This window comes from Pseudomonas sp. FSL R10-2189, assembly GCF_009600325.1.
Lineage (GTDB): Bacteria > Pseudomonadota > Gammaproteobacteria > Pseudomonadales > Pseudomonadaceae > Aquipseudomonas > Aquipseudomonas helleri.
In genome coordinates, this window is sequence record NZ_WIVZ01000022.1 from 16346 (window position 1) to 34395 (window position 18050).

An 18050-nucleotide genomic window follows, 5' to 3' on the forward strand; every position below is an offset into this window, starting at 1 on the left:
GTTATTTGCTCAGGGTTTTCACGCCTTCAGGCGTCCCCAGCAGCAACAGGTCCGCCGGGCGCGCAGCGAACAAACCGTTGGTCACCACACCGACGATGGCGTTGATCTGAGTTTCCAGTTTCACCGGGTCGACGATTTGCAGGTTGTGCACGTCAAGAATGATGTTGCCGTTATCCGTCAGCACACCTTCGCGGTACACCGGATCGCCGCCCAGTTTGACCAGTTCGCGGGCCACGTGGCTGCGGGCCATCGGGATCACTTCAACCGGCAGCGGGAACGCGCCCAGCACCGGCACCAGCTTGCTGGCGTCAGCGATGCAGATAAAGGTTTTGGCCACGGCCGCGACGATTTTTTCGCGGGTCAGGGCTGCGCCGCCGCCTTTGATCAGGTTGAGGTTTTCGTCGCTCTCATCGGCGCCGTCCACGTAGAACTCCAGATCGCTCACGGTGTTCAGCTCGTACACAGGAATCCCGTGGCCCTTGAGGCGTGCGGCGGTGGCTTCGGAACTGGCCACGGCACCGTCAAAAGCGCCTTTGTGCAAGGCCAGCGCGTCAATGAAGCAGTTGGCCGTGGAGCCGGTGCCGACCCCAACGATGCTCTTGTCATCCAGTTTCGGGAGGATGAAGTCGACAGCCGCCTGGGCTACGGCTTGTTTGAGTTGATCCTGGGTCATGCGGGCTCCGGGGCGGGAAGGGTAAACAGAAGGGCGTGGAGTATAACTAAAACCTTTGGATTCGTATGGTCGCCCGTGTAAACGCTGGGGTAGACTCCTTGGTCCCTGCTAACCGCCCAGTGAAGCTTTCCGATGCTCGAACAGTACGTTAAGAAGATACTCACCTCGCGCGTTTATGACGTCGCGGTAGAAACCCCCTTGCAGCCTGCCAATCAGTTGTCTGCGCGTCTGGGCAACCAGATTTTGCTCAAACGCGAAGATTTGCAGCCGGTGTTTTCGTTCAAGATTCGTGGCGCTTACAACAAGCTCACGCAATTGACCGACGCCGAGCGTGCCTGCGGCGTCGTCACCGCCTCGGCCGGCAACCATGCACAAGGCCTGGCGCTGGCCGCCAAGGTGCTGGGGGTGAAAGCCACCATCGTGATGCCCAAAACCACCCCTGAGATCAAGATTGAAGGCGTGCGTTCGCGTGGCGGTATTGTGGTGCTGCACGGTGACTCCTTCCCGGAAGCCCTGGCGTACTCGCTGCAACTGGTTGAACAAAAAGGCTACGTTTACGTACACCCCTACGATGACCCGCACACCATCGCCGGGCAGGGCACCGTGGCGATGGAAATTCTGCGTCAGCACCCGACGCCGCTGGATGCGATCTTCGTGCCGGTGGGCGGTGGCGGATTGATTGCCGGTATTGCGGCGTATGTGAAGTACCTGCGGCCAGATATTAAAGTCATTGGCGTCGAGCCCGATGACTCCAACTGCCTGCAAGCCGCAATGGCGGCCGGTGAGCGCGTGGTCTTGCCAAGCGTCGGGATCTTCGCCGACGGCGTCGCCGTGGGCCAGATCGGCCAGCACACGTTTGATATTTGCAAAGACTACGTCGACGAAGTCATCACCGTGAGCACCGATGAAATCTGCGCGGCCATCAAGGACATCTTTGATGACACCCGCTCGATCACCGAGCCTGCGGGTGCGCTGGGCGTGGCCGGGATCAAAAAATACGTCGAGCAACGCGGTGTGCGCGGCCAGACGCTGGTGGCCATCGACTCGGGCGCCAACGTTAACTTCGACCGTTTGCGCCATGTGGCCGAGCGGGCCGAATTGGGTGAAGGCCGCGAGGCGATCATCGCGGTGACCATCCCCGAGGTGCCGGGCAGCTTCAAGGCGTTCTGCCAGGCGATCGGCAAGCGCCAGATCACCGAATTCAACTACCGCTACCACACCGGCAGCGAGGCCCACATATTCGTCGGTGTGCAGACCCATCCCGAGAACGACCCGCGTAGCGCGTTGCTGGCCAGCTTGGCCGAGCAGGGCTTCCCGGTGGTCGACCTGACTGAAAACGAATTGGCCAAATTGCACATTCGCCACATGGTGGGCGGGCACGCGGCCAAGGTCAGCGATGAGTTGCTGTTCCGCTTTGAATTCCCGGAACGCCCGGGGGCGCTGTTCAACTTCCTCAGCAAGCTGGGCGGGCGCTGGAACATCTCGATGTTCCATTACCGTAACCATGGCGCGGCAGATGGCCGTGTGATGGCCGGTCTGCAAGTGCCCGCCGATGAACGCCACCTGGTGCCTGCGGCGCTGGCTGAAATCGGCTATCCGTACTGGGATGAAAGCGATAACCCGGCGTATCAGCTGTTTCTTGGCTGATAAACGCTACGCTGATTGAACGGCTCAAGAGATAAATCAAATGGAAACGTTCACCGCGTTAAAACTGCTGCATGGCATGTCGACACTGCTGCTGTTTGTCAGTGCGCTTGTATTGCTGGTTGTGGTGATTCGCCGTCGGCGTGCCGGTGACGCCTTCCTGGCGGGTGGCCTGGTGCGCCGCCCATGGGCGTTTCTCTGGGGGCTGATGGGCCTGTGCCTGCTGGCGTTGCCGGTGAGTGGCTGGTTTTTGGTGCACATGGCGGGTTGGCCGCTGAGCCAGCTGTGGTTGCTGGGCGGAAGCAGTCTGTACCTGCTGGGTGGCTTAAGCTGGTTGTGGCTGCTGGTGCGCCTCAACCGCTTGCGGCTGGGGCGAATGGCCAAACACCCGGGCTTTACCGTGGTGCTGGCGGCCTTTTGTGCGATTTGCTTTATTGCGATTGCGGCCATGATGGGCGCAAAACCGGTTTAACCACCCCCTGTAGGAGCGAGCTTGCCTCGCGATCTTTTGACTTTAAAGATCGCGAGGCAAGCTCGCTCCTTCAGGATTGGGGTTAGTCGCGCAGCGAAATCACCGGCCAGCCACGTTTAACCGCTTCTGCCCGCAAGTTTTCATCCGGGTCGACGGCCACGGCGTGGGTCACTTGCTCCAGCAATGGCAGGTCGTTCATCGAATCGCTGTAGAAGTAGCTGTCTTCGAGGCTGTGGCCGTTTTCGGCCATCCAGCGGTTCAGGCGTGCCACTTTGCCTTCACGGAAGCACGGCACGTCAGTGCTGCGGCCGGTGTAACGGCCATCAACGATCTCGCATTCGGTGGCGATCAAATGTTCCACGCCCAGCTTTGCCGCAATGGGTGCGGTGATAAACCGGTTGGTCGCGGTGATGATCACCAGCGTATCGCCCGCGTCGCGGTGTTTGGCCAACAGTGCCTGGGCTTTTGGCAGCATCAGGTCGTCAATGCAGTCGCGCATGAATTCGCGGTGCCATTGATCGAGTTGATCCATGTCATTTTTGCCAAAAATTTCCATGCTGAAATTAAGATAGGCGGCATTGTCGAGCTTGCCGGCCAGGTAATCCTGGTAAAACTCGTCGTTACGGGCTTTGTAGGCGTCACCGTCCAGAATGTTGCGTTCGCACAGGTAATCGCCCCACGCGTGGTCGCTGTCGCCGCCTAAAAGGGTGTTGTCCAAGTCGAATAAAGCCAAACGCATTGCAATTACCCGCTGAGCTGTCGGTTGAAAGCCCACAGAATACGGTCTTTTAATAAGAGTGCACATAAGGCAGGAAGGCGCGTTGCTGCTTTCACAACCTTTGTGGAACAATGCGGCGACATGCGTTTGCGAGGTTGTTGCCGTGATCGACCCCGATGGTTTCCGTCCTAATGTCGGGATTATTCTGACAAATGATGCCGGACAGGTACTGTGGGCTCGCCGTATCAATCAAGACGCGTGGCAGTTTCCACAGGGCGGAATCAACCCTGATGAGACGCCGGAAGACGCCTTGTACCGCGAGCTGAACGAAGAAGTTGGCCTGGAACGCGAAGATGTAGAAATACTCGCCTGCACGCGAGGCTGGTTGCGTTATCGTTTGCCGCAACGCCTGGTCCGTACCCACAGCCAACCGCTGTGCATCGGCCAGAAGCAAAAGTGGTTTTTGCTGCGCCTGGTCTCGAATGAGCAGCGGGTGCGGATGGATTTAACCGGTAAACCGGAATTCGATGGCTGGCGCTGGGTCAGCTATTGGTATCCGTTGGGCCAGGTGGTGACATTCAAGCGCGAGGTCTACCGTCGCGCGCTCAAAGAACTTGCACCGCGCCTATTAACGCGCGCCTGACACGGAGTTCGACCCCGAGCCATGCTCAATACGCTGCGCAAGATCGTCCAGGAAGTAAACGCCGCCAAAGATCTCAGGGCGGCGTTGGGGATTATTGTGTTGCGCGTCAAAGAGGCCATGGGCAGCCAGGTCTGCTCGGTCTATTTGCTTGATCCAGAGACCAACCGTTTTGTACTGATGGCCACCGAGGGCTTGAACAAGCGCTCGATCGGCAAAGTCAGCATGGCACCCAACGAAGGCCTGGTCGGTCTGGTGGGTACCCGCGAAGAACCTCTGAACCTCGAAAACGCCGCCGATCACCCGCGCTACCGCTACTTTGCCGAAACCGGTGAGGAGCGCTATGCCTCATTCCTCGGCGCGCCGATTATCCACCACCGCCGTGTGGTGGGGGTGTTGGTCATTCAGCAAAAAGAACGCCGCCAGTTCGATGAGGGTGAAGAAGCCTTCCTCGTGACCATGAGCGCGCAATTGGCCGGGGTTATTGCCCACGCAGAAGCCACGGGGTCGATTCGTGGCCTGGGGCGGCAGGGCAAGGGTATCCAGGAAGCCAAGTTCGTCGGCGTGCCCGGTTCGCCCGGTGCGGCGGTGGGTACCGCGGTGGTCATGCTGCCACCGGCCGATCTGGACGTGGTGCCCGACAAAACCATCACCGATATCCCTGCTGAAATAGCGCTGTTCAAAAACGCCCTCGAAGGCGTGCGCAACGACATGCGCGCGGTGTCGAAGAAGCTCGCCACGCAGCTGCGCCCCGAAGAGCAGGCGCTGTTCGACGTGTACCTGATGATGCTCGACGACGCCTCGTTGGGCAGCGAAGTCAAAAATGTGATCAAGACCGGTCAGTGGGCCCAGGGCGCGCTGCGTCAGGTGGTGACTGATCACGTCAACCGTTTCGAATTGATGGACGACGACTACCTGCGCGAGCGGGCGTCGGACGTGCGTGACCTCGGGCGCCGCTTGCTGGCCTATTTGCAACACGATCACCAGCAAACCATGGTCTACCCCGACAACACCATTCTGGTCAGTGAAGAACTGACAGCGACCATGCTCGGCGAAGTGCCTGAAGGCAAGCTGGTGGGCCTGGTTTCGGTATTGGGTTCGGGTAACTCCCACGTGGCGATTCTGGCCCGTGCCATGGGCATCCCGACCGTGATGGGCCTGGTTGACCTGCCGTACTCCAAGGTCGACGGCATCCAGATGATCGTCGACGGCTACCATGGTGAGGTCTACACCAACCCCAGCGACGTGTTGCGCAAGCAATACGCCGACGTGGTGGAAGAAGAACGCCAGTTGTCCCAGGGCCTCGACGCTCTGCGCGAGCTGCCGTGCATCACCCCGGACGGCCACCGCATGCCGCTGTGGGTCAACACCGGCCTGCTGGCCGATGTGGCGCGCGCGCAACAGCGTGGCGCAGAAGGCGTAGGTCTGTACCGCACCGAAGTGCCGTTCATGATCAACCAGCGCTTCCCGAGCGAAAAAGAGCAGTTGGCGATTTATCGCGAGCAGTTGGCGGCCTTCCACCCGCAGCCGGTGACCATGCGCAGCCTGGACATTGGCGGCGACAAGTCGCTGTCGTACTTCCCGATCAAAGAAGACAACCCGTTCCTGGGCTGGCGCGGGATCCGCGTGACCCTCGACCACCCGGAAATCTTTCTGGTGCAGGCCCGGGCCATGCTCAAGGCCAGTGAGGGTCTTAACAACCTGCGCATCTTGCTGCCGATGATCTCCGGCACCCACGAACTCGAAGAAGCCCTGCACCTGCTGCACCGTGCCTGGGGTGAAGTGCGCGACGAAGGCACCGACGTGCCGATGCCGCCGATCGGCGTGATGATCGAAGTCCCGGCGGCGGTGTACCAGACCAAAGAGCTGGCCCGTCAGGTGGACTTTTTATCGGTAGGTTCCAACGACTTGACTCAGTACTTATTGGCAGTAGACCGCAACAACCCGCGGGTGGCCGATTTGTACGACTACCTGCATCCGGCGGTCCTGCAAGCCCTGCAATCGGTGGTGCGTGATGCGCATTCCGAAGGCAAGCCTGCGAGCATTTGCGGCGAAATGGCCGGTGATCCGGCGGCGGCGATTTTGTTGATGGCCATGGGTTTTGACAGCCTGTCGATGAACGCCACCAACTTGCCCAAGGTGAAGTGGATGTTGCGCCAGGTCAGCCTGAGCCGGGCCAAAGAGTTGCTGGCTGAAGTGATGACCATCGACAACCCGCAAGTCATTCGCAGCACCATCCAGTTGGCCCTGAAAAACATGGGCCTGACGCGCATGATGAACCCGGCGGCGATCAAGCCGTATTAAAGCCATGTAGTCGCTGCCGAGGCACGAGGCTGCGATGCGGTCCGCAGGCCCGCTGTATGGGGTCGCTGCGCAACCCATCGCAGCCTCATGCTTCGGCAGCGGCTACAGGTTTTGGCATGAGTCAGGGGTGTTCCAGCCGCACCTCACCCAAACGCCCGCCCAGCGGCCCGAAGCTGTGCTCCACCATCACCCGTGAACCATCGGCATTGACGATCAGCGCGGTGCTGGCGCGGGTGCCGTACGTGGGGCTGGCGATAAACACGCTCGACAACAACTTCTCTGTGGCCAGCCCGACGCCGGTATCGGGCAGTTTATTGAAGGGCGCTGCTTGTGGGTCTTTGAGCAGGGCCAGCAAGGCTTGCGGCTGCGGGTCGTTCAGCACCTCGGCCAGCGCCGCCTTGGCCCGGAGCAGCTTGGGCCACGGGGTGTCCAGCCCGGCATTCGACAAGCCATACAGCCCCGCACTCAGGGGCTGCGGCACCAGCTCTCGGGAGTTGAAATGCCAGAGCTGATCGCGATCCCCCAACAGCAGGTTAAAACCGGCATAACTCAGCCTTCGTCCGCCAATATCGTCGAAATACTCAGCAATGGACTGGTTGCCACTCAAAAAATCAGACACCAGCTCACCCCGTGAATGTCGCCCGGGCGGTTGGTGCGGTTCACGGATATTGGTCAGCGCGGCAAAGCGGCCATTGGCCCCTATGCCGAGCCAGGTGCCGCCCGCCTGCAGGTCACGCCCGGCAAACACCTGTGGCGCTTCAACCCACTGGGCCAACGGTTTAGTGCGGCGCGCATAAAATTCATCTCGGTTGGCCGCAACCACCAGAGGCTGTGCGTGGCCGGGGCGCCAAGCGAAGACAATCAGGCACATGGGCAGTCCTTAATGTTTTTTTAATCACTGTACTTATAGATTGCCCCTGCGTGTTACGCCATGCGGGATGGAGCCCGAGCCCTTGCTCCGTTACCATGCGGATCAAAAATAGGGGGCGTCATGGAATTTCTGCTCTATCTGGTGTTGGGGGGCTTCGCTGGCGTACTGGCCGGATTGTTCGGAGTCGGTGGCGGGCTGATCATCGTGCCGGTGCTGGTGTTCAGTTTCACCTTGCAAGGTTTCAGCAACGAGGTGTTGACCCATTTGGCCGTTGGCACGTCATTGGCGACCATTATCTTTACCTCGATCAACTCGGTGATTGCGCACAACCGCAAAGGCGCGGTGCTGTGGCCGCTGTTTGCCTGGATGAGCCTGGGCATTCTGGTCGGGGCCGGGATTGGCGCGCTGACCGCCGAAGCGATCTCCGGCCCGCACTTGCAGAAAATCATTGGCGTGTTTGCCGTGATCATCGCCCTGCAAATGGCCCTGGACTTAAAACCCAAGGCCAGCCGAACGGTGCCGGGCAAGGTGGGTCTGAGCTTGGCCGGTAGCGTAATTGGCTGGGCGTCGGCGATTTTCGGTATCGGCGGCGGCTCGCTGACAGTGCCGTTTTTGACTTGGCGCGGCGTGACCATGCAGCAAGCCGTGGCCACCTCGTCGGCCTGCGGCCTGCCCATCGCGGTTGCCGGTGCGTTAAGTTTCATGATGATTGGCTGGCACAACCCTGACTTGCCCGCGCATAGTCTCGGGTTTGTTTACATACCCGCGTTGGTCGGGATCGCCCTGACCAGCATGTTTTTTGCCCGTTTCGGTGCGCGTTTGGCTCACAAACTCTCGCCGCGCCTGCTGAAACGGCTGTTTGCCGCACTGTTGTTCTGTGTCGGTTTGAGTTTCCTGATCTAACGAGGAGTCGCAATGCTGCCTTACCCGCAGATTGACCCGGTGGCATTGGCTATCGGACCGCTGAAAATCCATTGGTACGGCTTGATGTACCTGATCGGCATTGGCGCCGCCTGGCTGATCCTGTCGCGACGTCTCAACCGCTTCGACCCGACCTGGAACAAAGAGAAACTCTCGGACCTGGTGTTCTGGGTGGCCATGGGCGTGATAGTCGGCGGCCGCCTGGGCTACGTGCTGTTCTATGACCTGAGCGCCTACATAGCCAACCCGCTGCTGATTTTCGAAGTATGGAAAGGCGGCATGGCGTTCCACGGCGGCTTGATCGGCGTGATGCTGGCAACCTGGTGGTTCGGTAAGCGCAACGGCAAATCGTTCTTCCAGATCCTCGACTTCATCGCTCCTGTGGTGCCGATTGGTCTGGGCGCTGGGCGCATCGGTAACTTCATCAACGGCGAGTTGTGGGGCAAGGCCAGCGACGTACCGTGGGCGATGATCTTCCCCACCGACCCACAACAATTGGCGCGCCATCCGTCGCAGCTTTACCAGTTTGCCCTGGAAGGTGTGGCACTGTTCCTGGTGTTGTGGCTGTACTCGCGCAAACCTCGCCCTACAATGGCGGTTTCCGGGATGTTCGCCCTGTTTTACGGGATCTTCCGTTTCATCGTCGAGTTCGTCCGCGTGCCGGACGCTCAGCTAGGCTACCTGGCGTTCGGCTGGGTAACGATGGGGCAAATCCTTTGCCTGCCGATGATCGCGGGCGGCCTGTTCCTGATCTGGCTGGCCTACAACCGTGATCCGGCGGCTCAAAAGGCTGCGCATTAAATTCGAATCGCAGGGCCCGCGCGGCCCTGCATTCAAACGCTAGGAAAACCATGAAGCAATATCTCGACCTCGTTGCCAACGTCATTAAAAACGGCACCTTGCAAGCCAACCGTACCGGCGTGAAGACCATCAGTCTGCCGGGCGCCATGTTGCGCTACGACCTCAAAGAAGGCTTCCCGGCCATCACCACGCGCCGCATGGCGTTCAAATCGGCGATTGGCGAGATGTGCGGCTTTTTGCGCCCGGTCAACAGCGCTGCTGACTTCCGTGCGCTGGGTTGCAAGGTCTGGGACCAGAACGCCAACGAAAACGCCCAATGGCTGGCCAACCCGTTCCGTCAGGGCGAAGACGACCTGGGCGAGATCTACGGCGTGCAATGGCGCAAGTGGCCGGCCTACAAGCAAGTGGCGCGCAGCAACCAGGCCGCCATCGAGCTGTGCCTGAGCCAGGGGTATCGCCAGATCGCCGAAGGCGATGAAGACGGCGAGGCCTACGTGGTGCTGTACAAGGCCATCGACCAGGTGCGCCAGTGCGTCGACACGATCATCAATGACCCGGGCAGCCGCCGCATTTTGTTCCACGGCTGGAACTGCGCCCAGCTCGACGAAATGGCCCTGCCGCCGTGCCACCTGCTGTACCAGTTCCACCCGAACGTCGAGACCAAGGAAATCTCCCTGACCCTCTACATCCGTTCCAACGACCTGGGCCTGGGCACGCCGTTCAACCTGACCGAAGGCGCCGCCTTGCTGAGCCTGATCGGCCGCCTGACCGGCTACACGCCACGCTGGTTCACCTACTTCATTGGCGATGCCCACGTGTATGAAAACCACCTGGACATGCTCAACGAACAACTGACCCGCGAGCCGTTCCCGATGCCAAAACTGGTGATCTCGGACCGCGTACCGGAATTCGCCAAGACCGGCGTTTATCAGCCGGAGTGGCTGGAACTGATCGAGCCGGGCGACTTCAGCCTCGAAGGCTACCAGCACCACGCCCCCATGACCGCACCGATGGCGGTGTAACACCACTCCCCTCGCGCCTTGTGGGAGCGGGCTTGCTCGCGATCGAATCGCTGTGGTCTAAAAGAGCACCGCGTCGTTTGTATCGCGAGCAAGCCCGCTCCCACGGGGCGAGGCTGTTGGTCTAATGCCCGTGGCTTCTGCCCACATGGCTTGGCTCGCCTTCTGGCGCTGCCACTGAGCCGCTGACTTCCAGACGCTGCAAAATCCCGCACTGATCCATCTCCGGCCCTTCGCCACAGCGTTGGCGCAGGTCGAGCAGTTGCGCCTGCAAGGCTTGCAAGCCATCAATGCGCGCCTTGACGTGGTGGATGTGCTCGTCGATCAGCGCATTCACGCTTTCGCATTGGTCCTGCGGGCTGTCGCGCAGGTTGAGCAGGCTGCGGATTTCTTCGAGGGTCATGTCCAGGCTGCGGCAATTGCGGATAAACGTCAGCCGCTCAACATGGGCCTGGGTGTACAAACGGTAGTTGCCGTCACTGCGCGCAGGCTCTGGCAACAAGCCTTCACGCTCGTAATAACGGATGGTTTCGACCTGACAATCGGTCAATTTCGCCAGTTCACCAATCTTCATCGCGCTTATCTCCCAAAGGATGCTTGACCCTATAGTGGCTACAGGGTCTTTACTTGGCAACAGGCACCTTTTTTCGGACGCACCCGATGAGCGACTCCATTCACACCCCGCACACACCACACGCTGACCATGACCACGGCCATGAGGAAAAGCACGACCACGCCAGCCACGCGCACAGTTGCTGTTCAAGCGCTGCCGGGCCGAGCGTGATCAAACTCAGTGCCACGCCCACCGTGGGCGCGCGCCTGAGCAGTTTCCGCATTGAAGCCATGGACTGCCCGACCGAGCAAACCCTGATCCAGAACAAACTGGGCAAGCTGGCCGGTGTGCAGCAGTTGGAGTTCAACCTGATCAATCGCGTGCTGGTGGTGACCCACGACCTGCCGTCGACCGATCCGATTGTCGCGGCCATTAAATCCCTGGGCATGCAGGCCGACCCGCTGCAAACCGGCGCCGATTCTGACGCGCCGCTGCCGCCTGCGCCGAAAAAGCATTGGTGGCCGTTGGCGGTCTCCGGTGTCGGTGCTTTGGCGGCAGAAGTGCTGCACTTCACCGGCGCAGCGCCGACTTGGGTGATTGCGCTGGTGGCGTTGGTGTCGATCTTCAGCGGCGGCCTGACCACCTACAAAAAAGGCTGGATTGCCCTTAAAAACCTCAACCTGAACATCAACGCGCTGATGAGCATCGCCGTGACCGGCGCCCTGCTGATCGGCCAATGGCCCGAAGCGGCGATGGTGATGTTTCTGTTTACCGTGGCCGAGTTGATCGAGGCCAAGTCTCTGGACCGTGCGCGCAACGCCATCAGCGGCCTGATGCAAATGGCCCCGGACAAAGCCACCGTGCAGCAAGCTGACGGCACATGGCTTGAACGTGAGGTTAAAGACGTCGAACTGGGTGTCATCGTGCGGGTTAAGCCGGGCGAGCGCATTGGCCTGGACGGCGAAGTGGTGGCGGGCAGCTCAAGCATCGATCAGGCGCCGATTACCGGCGAGAGCCTGCCGGTGGAAAAAACCGTGGGCGATAAAGTCTTTGCGGGCACCATCAACCAGGCCGGTTCGCTGGAGTTTCGCGTTACCGCAGCGGCCAACAACTCGACCCTGGCGCGCATCATTCTGGCGGTGGAACAAGCCCAGGGCGCCCGTGCGCCGACCCAGCGTTTTGTCGACAGCTTCTCCAAAATCTACACCCCGGTGGTGTTCCTGCTGGCCTTGGCTGTGGCGATTATCCCGCCGCTGTTTATGGGCGAAGCGTGGTTCGACTGGATCTACCGTGCGCTGGTGTTGCTGGTGGTGGCGTGCCCGTGCGCGCTGGTGATCTCGACCCCGGTGACCATCGTCAGCGGTCTGGCGGCCGCTGCGCGCAAAGGCATCCTGGTCAAAGGCGGTGTGTACCTCGAAAGCGGCCACAAGCTGGACTTTTTGGCGCTGGATAAAACCGGCACCATCACCCACGGCAAGCCGGTGCAAACCGACTATCTGCCGCTCGACCCGCTGCACACCGAAAGCGCTGTGTTGTTGGCCGCAAGCCTGGCTTCGCGCTCGGATCACCCGGTGTCGATGGCCGTGGCCAATGCCGCTGAGGATAAAAACCTGGCGCTGCGCACTGTGGATAACTTCACGGCGCTGGCGGGGCGCGGTGTGCGTGGCGACATCGACGGCAAGGTTTACCACTTGGGTAACCACCGCCTGATCGAAGAGCTGGGCCTGTGCTCGCCCGCCCTTGAAGAGAAGCTCTTTGCGCTGGAAGAACAAGGCAAAACGGTGATTTTGCTGATCGACAGCGCAGGTCCCATGGCCTTGTTCGCCGTGGCCGACACGGTCAAGCAAACCAGCCGCGAAGCGATCCGCGAGCTGCACGCGCTGGGGGTCAAAACCCTGATGCTGACCGGCGACAACCCGCACACCGCCAACGCGATTGCGGCTCAAGTGGGCATTGACCAGGCGCAGGGCAACTTGCTGCCAGAGGACAAACTCAAAGCCATCGAAGCCCTTTATGCACAGGGCCATCACGTGGGTATGGTCGGTGACGGCATCAACGACGCCCCGGCATTGGCCCGCGCCGAGATCGGTTTTGCCATGGCGGCAGCCGGTACGGATACCGCCATTGAGACCGCAGATGTCGCCCTGATGGACGACGATCTGCGCAAAATCCCGGCCTTCATTCGCTTGTCACGGGACACCGCGAGCATCCTCAAACAGAACATTGCCTTGGCATTGGTCATTAAAGCGATCTTTCTTGCGGTAACCTTCATGGGCTTGGCCACCATGTGGATGGCCGTCTTTGCTGACATGGGCGTGAGCCTGTTGGTGGTGTTTAACGGGTTGCGCCTGGTGCGCAAATAGATCAAGAGAGGCCACAGTGCTGAGTGCCGAGCTGAAAGCGTTTTACCGGGTGGCCCAGTTGGGCAGCATCACACAGGCGGCGAAAAAGCTCGGGTTGAGCCAGCCGACCGTGACCACCCAGATCCGCCAGCTCGAAAGCCAGTACGGCGTAGAACTGTTCTACCGTGGCGGGCGGCGCCTGACCCTCAGCGATGAAGGCGTGCGCTTGCTGCCCATGGTTAAAACGCTGTTGCAGCAAGAGGCCGATATCGAGTTCTTTTTGCGCAACAGCGGCCACGGCACCGGCACGTTGCGCATCGCCGCCACCGCGCCGTATTACATCCTTGATCTGGTCAAAGCCTTCCGCGAACGCCTGCCGCAAATTGTCGTGTCGGTAGACATTGGCAACTCCCAGCAAGTGCTCGAAGCGCTGGACGAATACCGCGTCGACATCGCCGCCTCGTCGCAGTTGCTGGAAGACCCACGGCTGATACGCCGGGTATTGGGCTCTGACCCGCTGGTGGTGGCGGTGCACCGCAATCACCCGCTGGCCAAGCTCGATCACGTGCCGCTGAGTGCCTTGGCCGGGCACTGCCTGCTAATGCGCGAGCAAGGCTCGACCACGCGTAAATTGACCGAAGAACTGCTTGGCAGCGCCGGGGTCGGTTTTGGCCCGCTGTTGGAAATTGGCAGCCGCGAGTCGATACGTGAAGCGGTGCTACGCGGTATCGGCATCAGCATCATCGCCCGCCAGGAAGTCCCCCACGACCCGCAACTGCGCGTACTGACCCTCGAAGGTGCGCCGATGATCGCCGAGTATTTGTATTGCCTGAAAGAGCGAAAGTCAGCGCGCTTGCCTGCGGCTTTTCTGGGGCTGGCGCAGGAAATGGCAGGCTGCTGAACAAGCCCCTCACCCCAACCCTCTCCCGGAGGGAGAAGGAGCTGATAGGTGGTGTTCTTGAATCCGTGTGCGGTCTGTTCCCTCTTCCTCCGGGAGAGGGCGCTTTTGATTTTGATCTACCCAAATCCACCAATACCTCTATCGGCCGCTTTTGCCTGATTGCCACATCTTGTACGCATAGCGTCTCTAGGATGACCCCATCTGCTTGATGAGGTGCATCCATGAACCGCTCGAACGCAACCCCTTTGACCCAACCCGGCGTGCCGATGAAGGTGCGCAACGTGAGCAAGCGCTTTGGCGCTTTTACCGCGCTGGACAACGTCTCGCTGGAGGTGGCGGCGGGTGAGCTGGTGTGTCTGCTTGGGCCCTCAGGGTGCGGTAAAACCACCTTGCTGCGCTGCATCGCCGGGCTGGAACGTCAGGACGATGGCGTTTTGTACCTCGGCTCACGGGATGTCTCAGACCTCGCCCCGCAAGCACGGGACTACGGGATCCTGTTTCAGTCCTACGCACTGTTCCCCAACCTGACCGTTGAGGCCAACATCGCCTACGGGTTGGCCGGCAGCAACCGTGACGTGGTGCGCAAGCGCGTCAGCGAGATGCTCGAACTGGTGGGCCTCACAGGCAGCGAAAAGAAATTCCCCGGCCAACTGTCCGGCGGTCAGCAGCAGCGTGTTGCTTTGGCCCGCGCTTTGGCGCCTGCACCGTCGCTGCTGTTGCTCGACGAACCGATGTCGGCGCTGGATGCCCGGGTGCGCGAGCATTTGTGCACCGAGTTGCGCCAATTGCAGCGCAGCTTGGGCATTACCACCTTGATGGTGACCCACAACCAGGACGAAGCCATGCTGATGGCCGACCGCATCGCCGTAATGAACAACGGCAAGGTCGAGCAGTACGCCACCCCGCAAGAGATCTATAACAAGCCTGCCACGCCCTTTGTTGCCGAGTTTGTCGGGCAAGGCAACTGGCTGCCGTTTGACCACAACAGCGGCACCTACGCGCAGGTCGGCGGGGTCAACATGCGCTTGGCGGCCGACGCCGGGCGCGTCGAGTCGGGGCGGCTGTTTTGTCGTCCCGAGGCGATCAGCGTCAACCCGGTGCTGCACGAAGAAAACCTGTTCCCGGCACGGGTACGGGACATCACCTTCCTCGGCAATCGCTGCCGCATGAGCTTCGAACTCAACCACCTGCCGGGCCATCCGCTCACCGCCGAAGTCGGCAGCCAGGATTTGCCGCGTCTCGGCGCCCAGGACATCTTCGTCGCCTTGCCGCCGAACAGCCTTCAGGTGTTTGCCTGACATGGCCGCGCCAATGACCTTGCCCCTGTCCGACACCCTGGCCCGCAACGCTGTGCGGGCTGAACGGGGCGACACGTTGTTTGTCCTCGGCGGCAAATTGCTGTTGCTGCTGTTATTGACGATTGCCGTGCTGATGCCGTTGCTGGCGATCTTCTGGCGTGGCTTCAGTGCGCAAGACGGCCAGGGCGGTGGTTGGGTCGCCGCGCGGGAGTTGGTGACCAGCGATAACTTTCATTGGCTGGTGGGCAACAGCCTTAAAGTGTCGCTCAGCGTAGCGGCGATTGTCGTACCGCTGGCGTACCTGTTTGCCTACGCGCTGCAACGCACCTTGATCCCCGGCAAACACGTCTGGCGCGGGTTGTCGCTGCTGCCACTGATGGCGCCGTCGATGTTGCCGGGCATTGCGCTGGTGTATTTGTTCGGCAATCAGGGCCTGCTGCGCGGGCTGATTGCAGACAACATCTACGGCTTCTGGGGCATCGTCCTCGGCGAGGTGATCTACACCTTTCCCCATGCTTTGATGATTCTGCTGTCCGCCTTGTCGCTGGCCGATGCCCGATTGTTTGATGCGGCGTCGAGCATGGGCGCCGGGCCGTTCAAAGCCTTTCGCAGCATTACCTGGCCGGGCACGCGTCAGGCCGTGTTCGCGGCGTTTTGCCTGGTGTTCACCCTGACCATCACCGACTTCGGTGTACCCGTGGTGGTGGGTGGCGACTATCAGGTGCTGGCGCTGGAAGCCTACAAAGCGGTGGTCGGGCAGCAACAATTTGGTCGCGGCGCCTTGATCGGTATGGTTTTGCTGTTGCCCGCGCTGTTCAGCTTCGGCGTCGATGCCTGGCTGCGCCGTCAGCACGGCGACGCCATGAGCGGCCGTGCCCAGGTGTTCAAGCCGGTGCCTTCGAGGTTGCGAGATGGCTGCTACCTGGCCATCGTGTTGCTGATCTGCGCCGCCTTGCTGCTGGTGTTCGGGATGGCGGTGTACTCGTCGCTGGTCAAATTTTGGCCGTACAACCTGTCGCTGTCCCTCAACCACTACCAGTTCAACGACACCGCCGGTGGCGGCTGGCTGGCGTATCGCAACAGCGTGACCATGGCCTTGTGCACGGCGCTGATCGGCAGCGCGGTGATCTTCACCGGCGCCTACCTGATGGAAAAAACCCACACCCAGAAGCGCCTGAACCTGGTGCTGCGCATGCTCAGCTTCATCCCCATGGCGGTGCCGGGTTTGGTGCTGGGGCTGGGCTATGTGTTTTTCTTCAATCTGCCGGGCAACCCGCTGCATGTCTTCTACGGGACCATGGCGCTGCTGGTGGTGTGCACCATTGCTCACTATTTGACCACCGCACAAATGACCGCCAGCACCGCGTTGCGCCAGCTCGATGGCGAGTTCGAAGCCGCTGCGCTGTCGCTCAAGGCGCCGCTGTACCGCCATTACTGGCGCGTCACCGTACCGATTTGCCTGCCCGCGCTGCTGGATATCGTGCGCTACCTGTTCGTCTCGGCGATGACCACCGTGTCGGCGGCGATCTTCCTTTACAGCCCTGACACCATCCTCGCGGCGGTGGCGGTGCTGAACATGGACGACGCCGGCAATGTGGGCGGCGCGGCGGCCATGTCGACCCTGATTTTGCTGACCTCCATTGGCGTGTCCCTGCTCCTGGCCTGGGCTTCACGCGGCGTGTTGCGCCGCTCCCAAGCCTGGCGCCAAGGCGCACCGGCGCAATAACCCTTCCACCTCAAGGAGCCGCACCATGTTCAAGCCTCTTGCTCTTGTCGCTGCTGTCCTCACCGCTTTGAGCGTTAACGCGTTTGCCGCAAAAACCGAGCTAACCGTCTACACCGCCCTCGAAGCCGAGCAACTGAAGAGCTACAAACAAGCTTTCGAGAAGGCCAACCCGGACGTTGAGATCAAGTGGGTGCGTGACTCCACCGGCATCATCACCGCCAAACTGCTCGCTGAAAAAGACCGCCCGCAGGCGGATGCCGTCTGGGGCCTGGCCGCGTCGAGCCTGGCGATCCTCGATCAGCAAGGCATGCTGCAACCCTACGCACCGCAAGACCTGGCCAAGATCGGCCCGAACTACCGTGACCCCGCCAATCCCCCGGCCTGGGTCGGCATGGACGTGTGGGCCGCGACCATTTGCTTCAACACGGTTGAGGCCGAAAAGCAGGGCCTGAGCAAGCCGGTGAGCTGGCAAGATCTGACCAAGCCCGAGTACAAGGGCAAGATCGTGATGCCGAACCCGGCGTCTTCCGGCACGGGCTTTCTGGACGTGAGCGCGTGGCTGCAAACCTTTGGCGAGAAGCAGGGCTGGGTGTACATGGACGGCCTGCACCAGAACATCGGCCAGTACGTTCACTCCGGTTCCAAGCCGTGCAAATTGGCCGCCTCGGGCGAGTTCCCGATTGGCATTTCGTTTGAATACCCGGCCGTGCAGCTCAAGCGTCAGGGCGCGCCGCTGGACATCATCCTGCCTAAAGAAGGCCTGGGCTGGGAGATCGAAGCCACGGCCGTGATCAAAGGCACGCCCCATGAAGCGGCGGCGCAAAAGCTCGCTGACTTCTCGGCCAGCCCGGCGGCGATGGAGCTTTATAAAGAGAACTTCGCCGTGCTCGCGCAGCCTGGCATTGCCAAGCCGCAGACTGAATTGCCTGCTGACTACGAGCAACGCCTGATCAAAAACGACTTCGCCTGGGCCTCAAAAAACCGCGATCAGATTTTGACCGAATGGCGCAAACGCTATGACGGCAAGTCCGAGAAAGTGGCGCAGTAAAAGCCCCTCACCCCAACCCTCTCCCGGAGGGAGAGGGGGCTTTATTGAGGTGTTTCCCGATTGTGTGTACGACTCAAATCTGCTCCCTCTCCCTCTGGGAGAGGGCTGGGGTGAGGGTT

The 18050-nt window shown here is 60.7% G+C and carries 16 protein-coding genes; 12 read left to right on the forward strand and 4 right to left on the reverse strand.

What is annotated here, in order from left to right; all coding sequences use genetic code 11:
• Nucleotide 1: 1 nt before the first annotated feature.
• Entirely contained in the window at nt 2-673 is a 672-nt protein-coding gene (gene rpiA, locus GHO32_RS16415) for a ribose-5-phosphate isomerase RpiA (RefSeq protein ID WP_048390926.1), read from the reverse strand.
• A 132-nt stretch (nt 674-805) separates the two neighbouring features.
• Here rpiA and ilvA point away from each other — a divergent pair, with 132 nt between their 5' ends.
• Nucleotides 806-2320, forward strand: coding sequence for a threonine ammonia-lyase, biosynthetic (gene ilvA, locus GHO32_RS16420; RefSeq protein WP_153335940.1), 1515 nt, complete (start codon nt 806-808; stop codon nt 2318-2320).
• A gap of 40 nt (nt 2321-2360) precedes the next feature.
• On the forward strand, nt 2361-2789 hold the full coding sequence (locus GHO32_RS16425) for a DUF2269 family protein (RefSeq protein ID WP_153335939.1): 429 nt from the start codon (nt 2361-2363) through the stop codon (nt 2787-2789).
• 82 nt (nt 2790-2871) lie between these two features.
• Here GHO32_RS16425 and GHO32_RS16430 read toward each other — a convergent pair whose 3' ends face one another.
• The gene (locus tag GHO32_RS16430) at nt 2872-3528 is read right to left on the reverse strand and encodes an HAD family phosphatase (protein ID WP_153335938.1); all 657 of its coding nucleotides are present in this window, start codon (nt 3526-3528) and stop codon (nt 2872-2874) included.
• Nucleotides 3529-3670: 142 nt separating this feature from the next.
• On the opposite strand from GHO32_RS16430, the gene GHO32_RS16435 reads away from it, so the two are divergent.
• Together GHO32_RS16435 and ptsP are read left to right on the forward strand one after the other, a co-directional pair.
• Nucleotides 3671-4150: an RNA pyrophosphohydrolase gene (locus tag GHO32_RS16435; protein WP_019828104.1), complete on the forward strand. Its 480-nt coding sequence runs from the start codon at nt 3671-3673 to the stop codon at nt 4148-4150.
• 21 nt (nt 4151-4171) lie between these two features.
• A complete protein-coding gene (gene ptsP / locus GHO32_RS16440; RefSeq protein WP_153335937.1) occupies nt 4172-6451 on the forward strand; it encodes a phosphoenolpyruvate--protein phosphotransferase in 2280 nt (759 codons plus the stop codon).
• Nucleotides 6452-6572: 121 nt separating this feature from the next.
• Here the strand turns inward: ptsP and GHO32_RS16445 are convergent, their stop codons facing one another.
• Nucleotides 6573-7322, reverse strand: coding sequence for an NRDE family protein (locus GHO32_RS16445; protein ID WP_153335936.1), 750 nt, complete (start codon nt 7320-7322; stop codon nt 6573-6575).
• Between the two features lie 120 nt (nt 7323-7442).
• Here GHO32_RS16445 and GHO32_RS16450 point away from each other — a divergent pair, with 120 nt between their 5' ends.
• From GHO32_RS16450 to GHO32_RS16460, 3 genes are read left to right on the forward strand one after another with little or no spacing between them, the layout of a single operon-like run.
• Nucleotides 7443-8225 carry a sulfite exporter TauE/SafE family protein gene (locus GHO32_RS16450; protein ID WP_048371054.1) on the forward strand — a complete coding sequence of 261 codons (783 nt, stop codon included), beginning with the start codon at nt 7443-7445 and terminating at the stop codon, nt 8223-8225.
• Nucleotides 8226-8237: 12 nt separating this feature from the next.
• The gene (lgt, locus tag GHO32_RS16455; RefSeq protein ID WP_048390936.1) at nt 8238-9044 is read left to right on the forward strand and encodes a prolipoprotein diacylglyceryl transferase; all 807 of its coding nucleotides are present in this window, start codon (nt 8238-8240) and stop codon (nt 9042-9044) included.
• Between the two features lie 50 nt (nt 9045-9094).
• On the forward strand, nt 9095-10066 hold the full coding sequence (locus tag GHO32_RS16460; protein WP_153335935.1) for a thymidylate synthase: 972 nt from the start codon (nt 9095-9097) through the stop codon (nt 10064-10066).
• Between the two features lie 121 nt (nt 10067-10187).
• On the opposite strand, the gene cadR is transcribed toward GHO32_RS16460, so the two are convergent.
• Nucleotides 10188-10637 (reverse strand): Cd(II)/Pb(II)-responsive transcriptional regulator, encoded by a 450-nt coding sequence (gene cadR / locus GHO32_RS16465; protein ID WP_153335934.1) that lies wholly within the window; start codon nt 10635-10637, stop codon nt 10188-10190.
• An 86-nt stretch (nt 10638-10723) separates the two neighbouring features.
• Between cadR and GHO32_RS16470 the strand changes: the two genes are divergently transcribed.
• From GHO32_RS16470 to GHO32_RS16490, 5 genes are all read left to right on the forward strand, one after another.
• The gene (locus GHO32_RS16470; protein WP_153335933.1) at nt 10724-12979 is read left to right on the forward strand and encodes a heavy metal translocating P-type ATPase; all 2256 of its coding nucleotides are present in this window, start codon (nt 10724-10726) and stop codon (nt 12977-12979) included.
• 16 nt (nt 12980-12995) lie between these two features.
• The gene (locus GHO32_RS16475; RefSeq protein WP_368668322.1) at nt 12996-13859 is read left to right on the forward strand and encodes a LysR family transcriptional regulator; all 864 of its coding nucleotides are present in this window, start codon (nt 12996-12998) and stop codon (nt 13857-13859) included.
• A 221-nt stretch (nt 13860-14080) separates the two neighbouring features.
• Nucleotides 14081-15157 (forward strand): putative 2-aminoethylphosphonate ABC transporter ATP-binding protein, encoded by a 1077-nt coding sequence (locus GHO32_RS16480; RefSeq protein WP_153335932.1) that lies wholly within the window; start codon nt 14081-14083, stop codon nt 15155-15157.
• Nucleotide 15158: 1 nt separating this feature from the next.
• The gene (locus tag GHO32_RS16485; RefSeq protein WP_153335931.1) at nt 15159-16883 is read left to right on the forward strand and encodes a putative 2-aminoethylphosphonate ABC transporter permease subunit; all 1725 of its coding nucleotides are present in this window, start codon (nt 15159-15161) and stop codon (nt 16881-16883) included.
• 25 nt (nt 16884-16908) lie between these two features.
• On the forward strand, nt 16909-17931 hold the full coding sequence (locus GHO32_RS16490) for a putative 2-aminoethylphosphonate ABC transporter substrate-binding protein (RefSeq protein ID WP_153335930.1): 1023 nt from the start codon (nt 16909-16911) through the stop codon (nt 17929-17931).
• Nucleotides 17932-18050 lie beyond the last annotated feature (119 nt).

Excerpts from the sequence above, each read along its gene's own strand:
- rpiA (WP_048390926.1), bottom strand. The coding sequence starts at position 673 with ATGACCCAGGATCAACTCAAACAAGCCGTAGCCCAGGCGGCTGTCGAC.
- ilvA (WP_153335940.1), top strand. The coding sequence starts at position 806 with ATGCTCGAACAGTACGTTAAGAAGATACTCACCTCGCGCGTTTATGAC.
- GHO32_RS16425 (WP_153335939.1), top strand. The coding sequence starts at position 2,361 with ATGGAAACGTTCACCGCGTTAAAACTGCTGCATGGCATGTCGACACTG.
- GHO32_RS16430 (WP_153335938.1), bottom strand. The coding sequence starts at position 3,528 with ATGCGTTTGGCTTTATTCGACTTGGACAACACCCTTTTAGGCGGCGAC.
- ptsP (WP_153335937.1), top strand. The coding sequence starts at position 4,172 with ATGCTCAATACGCTGCGCAAGATCGTCCAGGAAGTAAACGCCGCCAAA.
- GHO32_RS16445 (WP_153335936.1), bottom strand. The coding sequence starts at position 7,322 with ATGTGCCTGATTGTCTTCGCTTGGCGCCCCGGCCACGCACAGCCTCTG.
- GHO32_RS16450 (WP_048371054.1), top strand. The coding sequence starts at position 7,443 with ATGGAATTTCTGCTCTATCTGGTGTTGGGGGGCTTCGCTGGCGTACTG.
- lgt (WP_048390936.1), top strand. The coding sequence starts at position 8,238 with ATGCTGCCTTACCCGCAGATTGACCCGGTGGCATTGGCTATCGGACCG.
- GHO32_RS16460 (WP_153335935.1), top strand. The coding sequence starts at position 9,095 with ATGAAGCAATATCTCGACCTCGTTGCCAACGTCATTAAAAACGGCACC.
- cadR (WP_153335934.1), bottom strand. The coding sequence starts at position 10,637 with ATGAAGATTGGTGAACTGGCGAAATTGACCGATTGTCAGGTCGAAACC.
- GHO32_RS16470 (WP_153335933.1), top strand. The coding sequence starts at position 10,724 with ATGAGCGACTCCATTCACACCCCGCACACACCACACGCTGACCATGAC.
- GHO32_RS16480 (WP_153335932.1), top strand. The coding sequence starts at position 14,081 with ATGAACCGCTCGAACGCAACCCCTTTGACCCAACCCGGCGTGCCGATG.
- GHO32_RS16485 (WP_153335931.1), top strand. The coding sequence starts at position 15,159 with ATGGCCGCGCCAATGACCTTGCCCCTGTCCGACACCCTGGCCCGCAAC.
- GHO32_RS16490 (WP_153335930.1), top strand. The coding sequence starts at position 16,909 with ATGTTCAAGCCTCTTGCTCTTGTCGCTGCTGTCCTCACCGCTTTGAGC.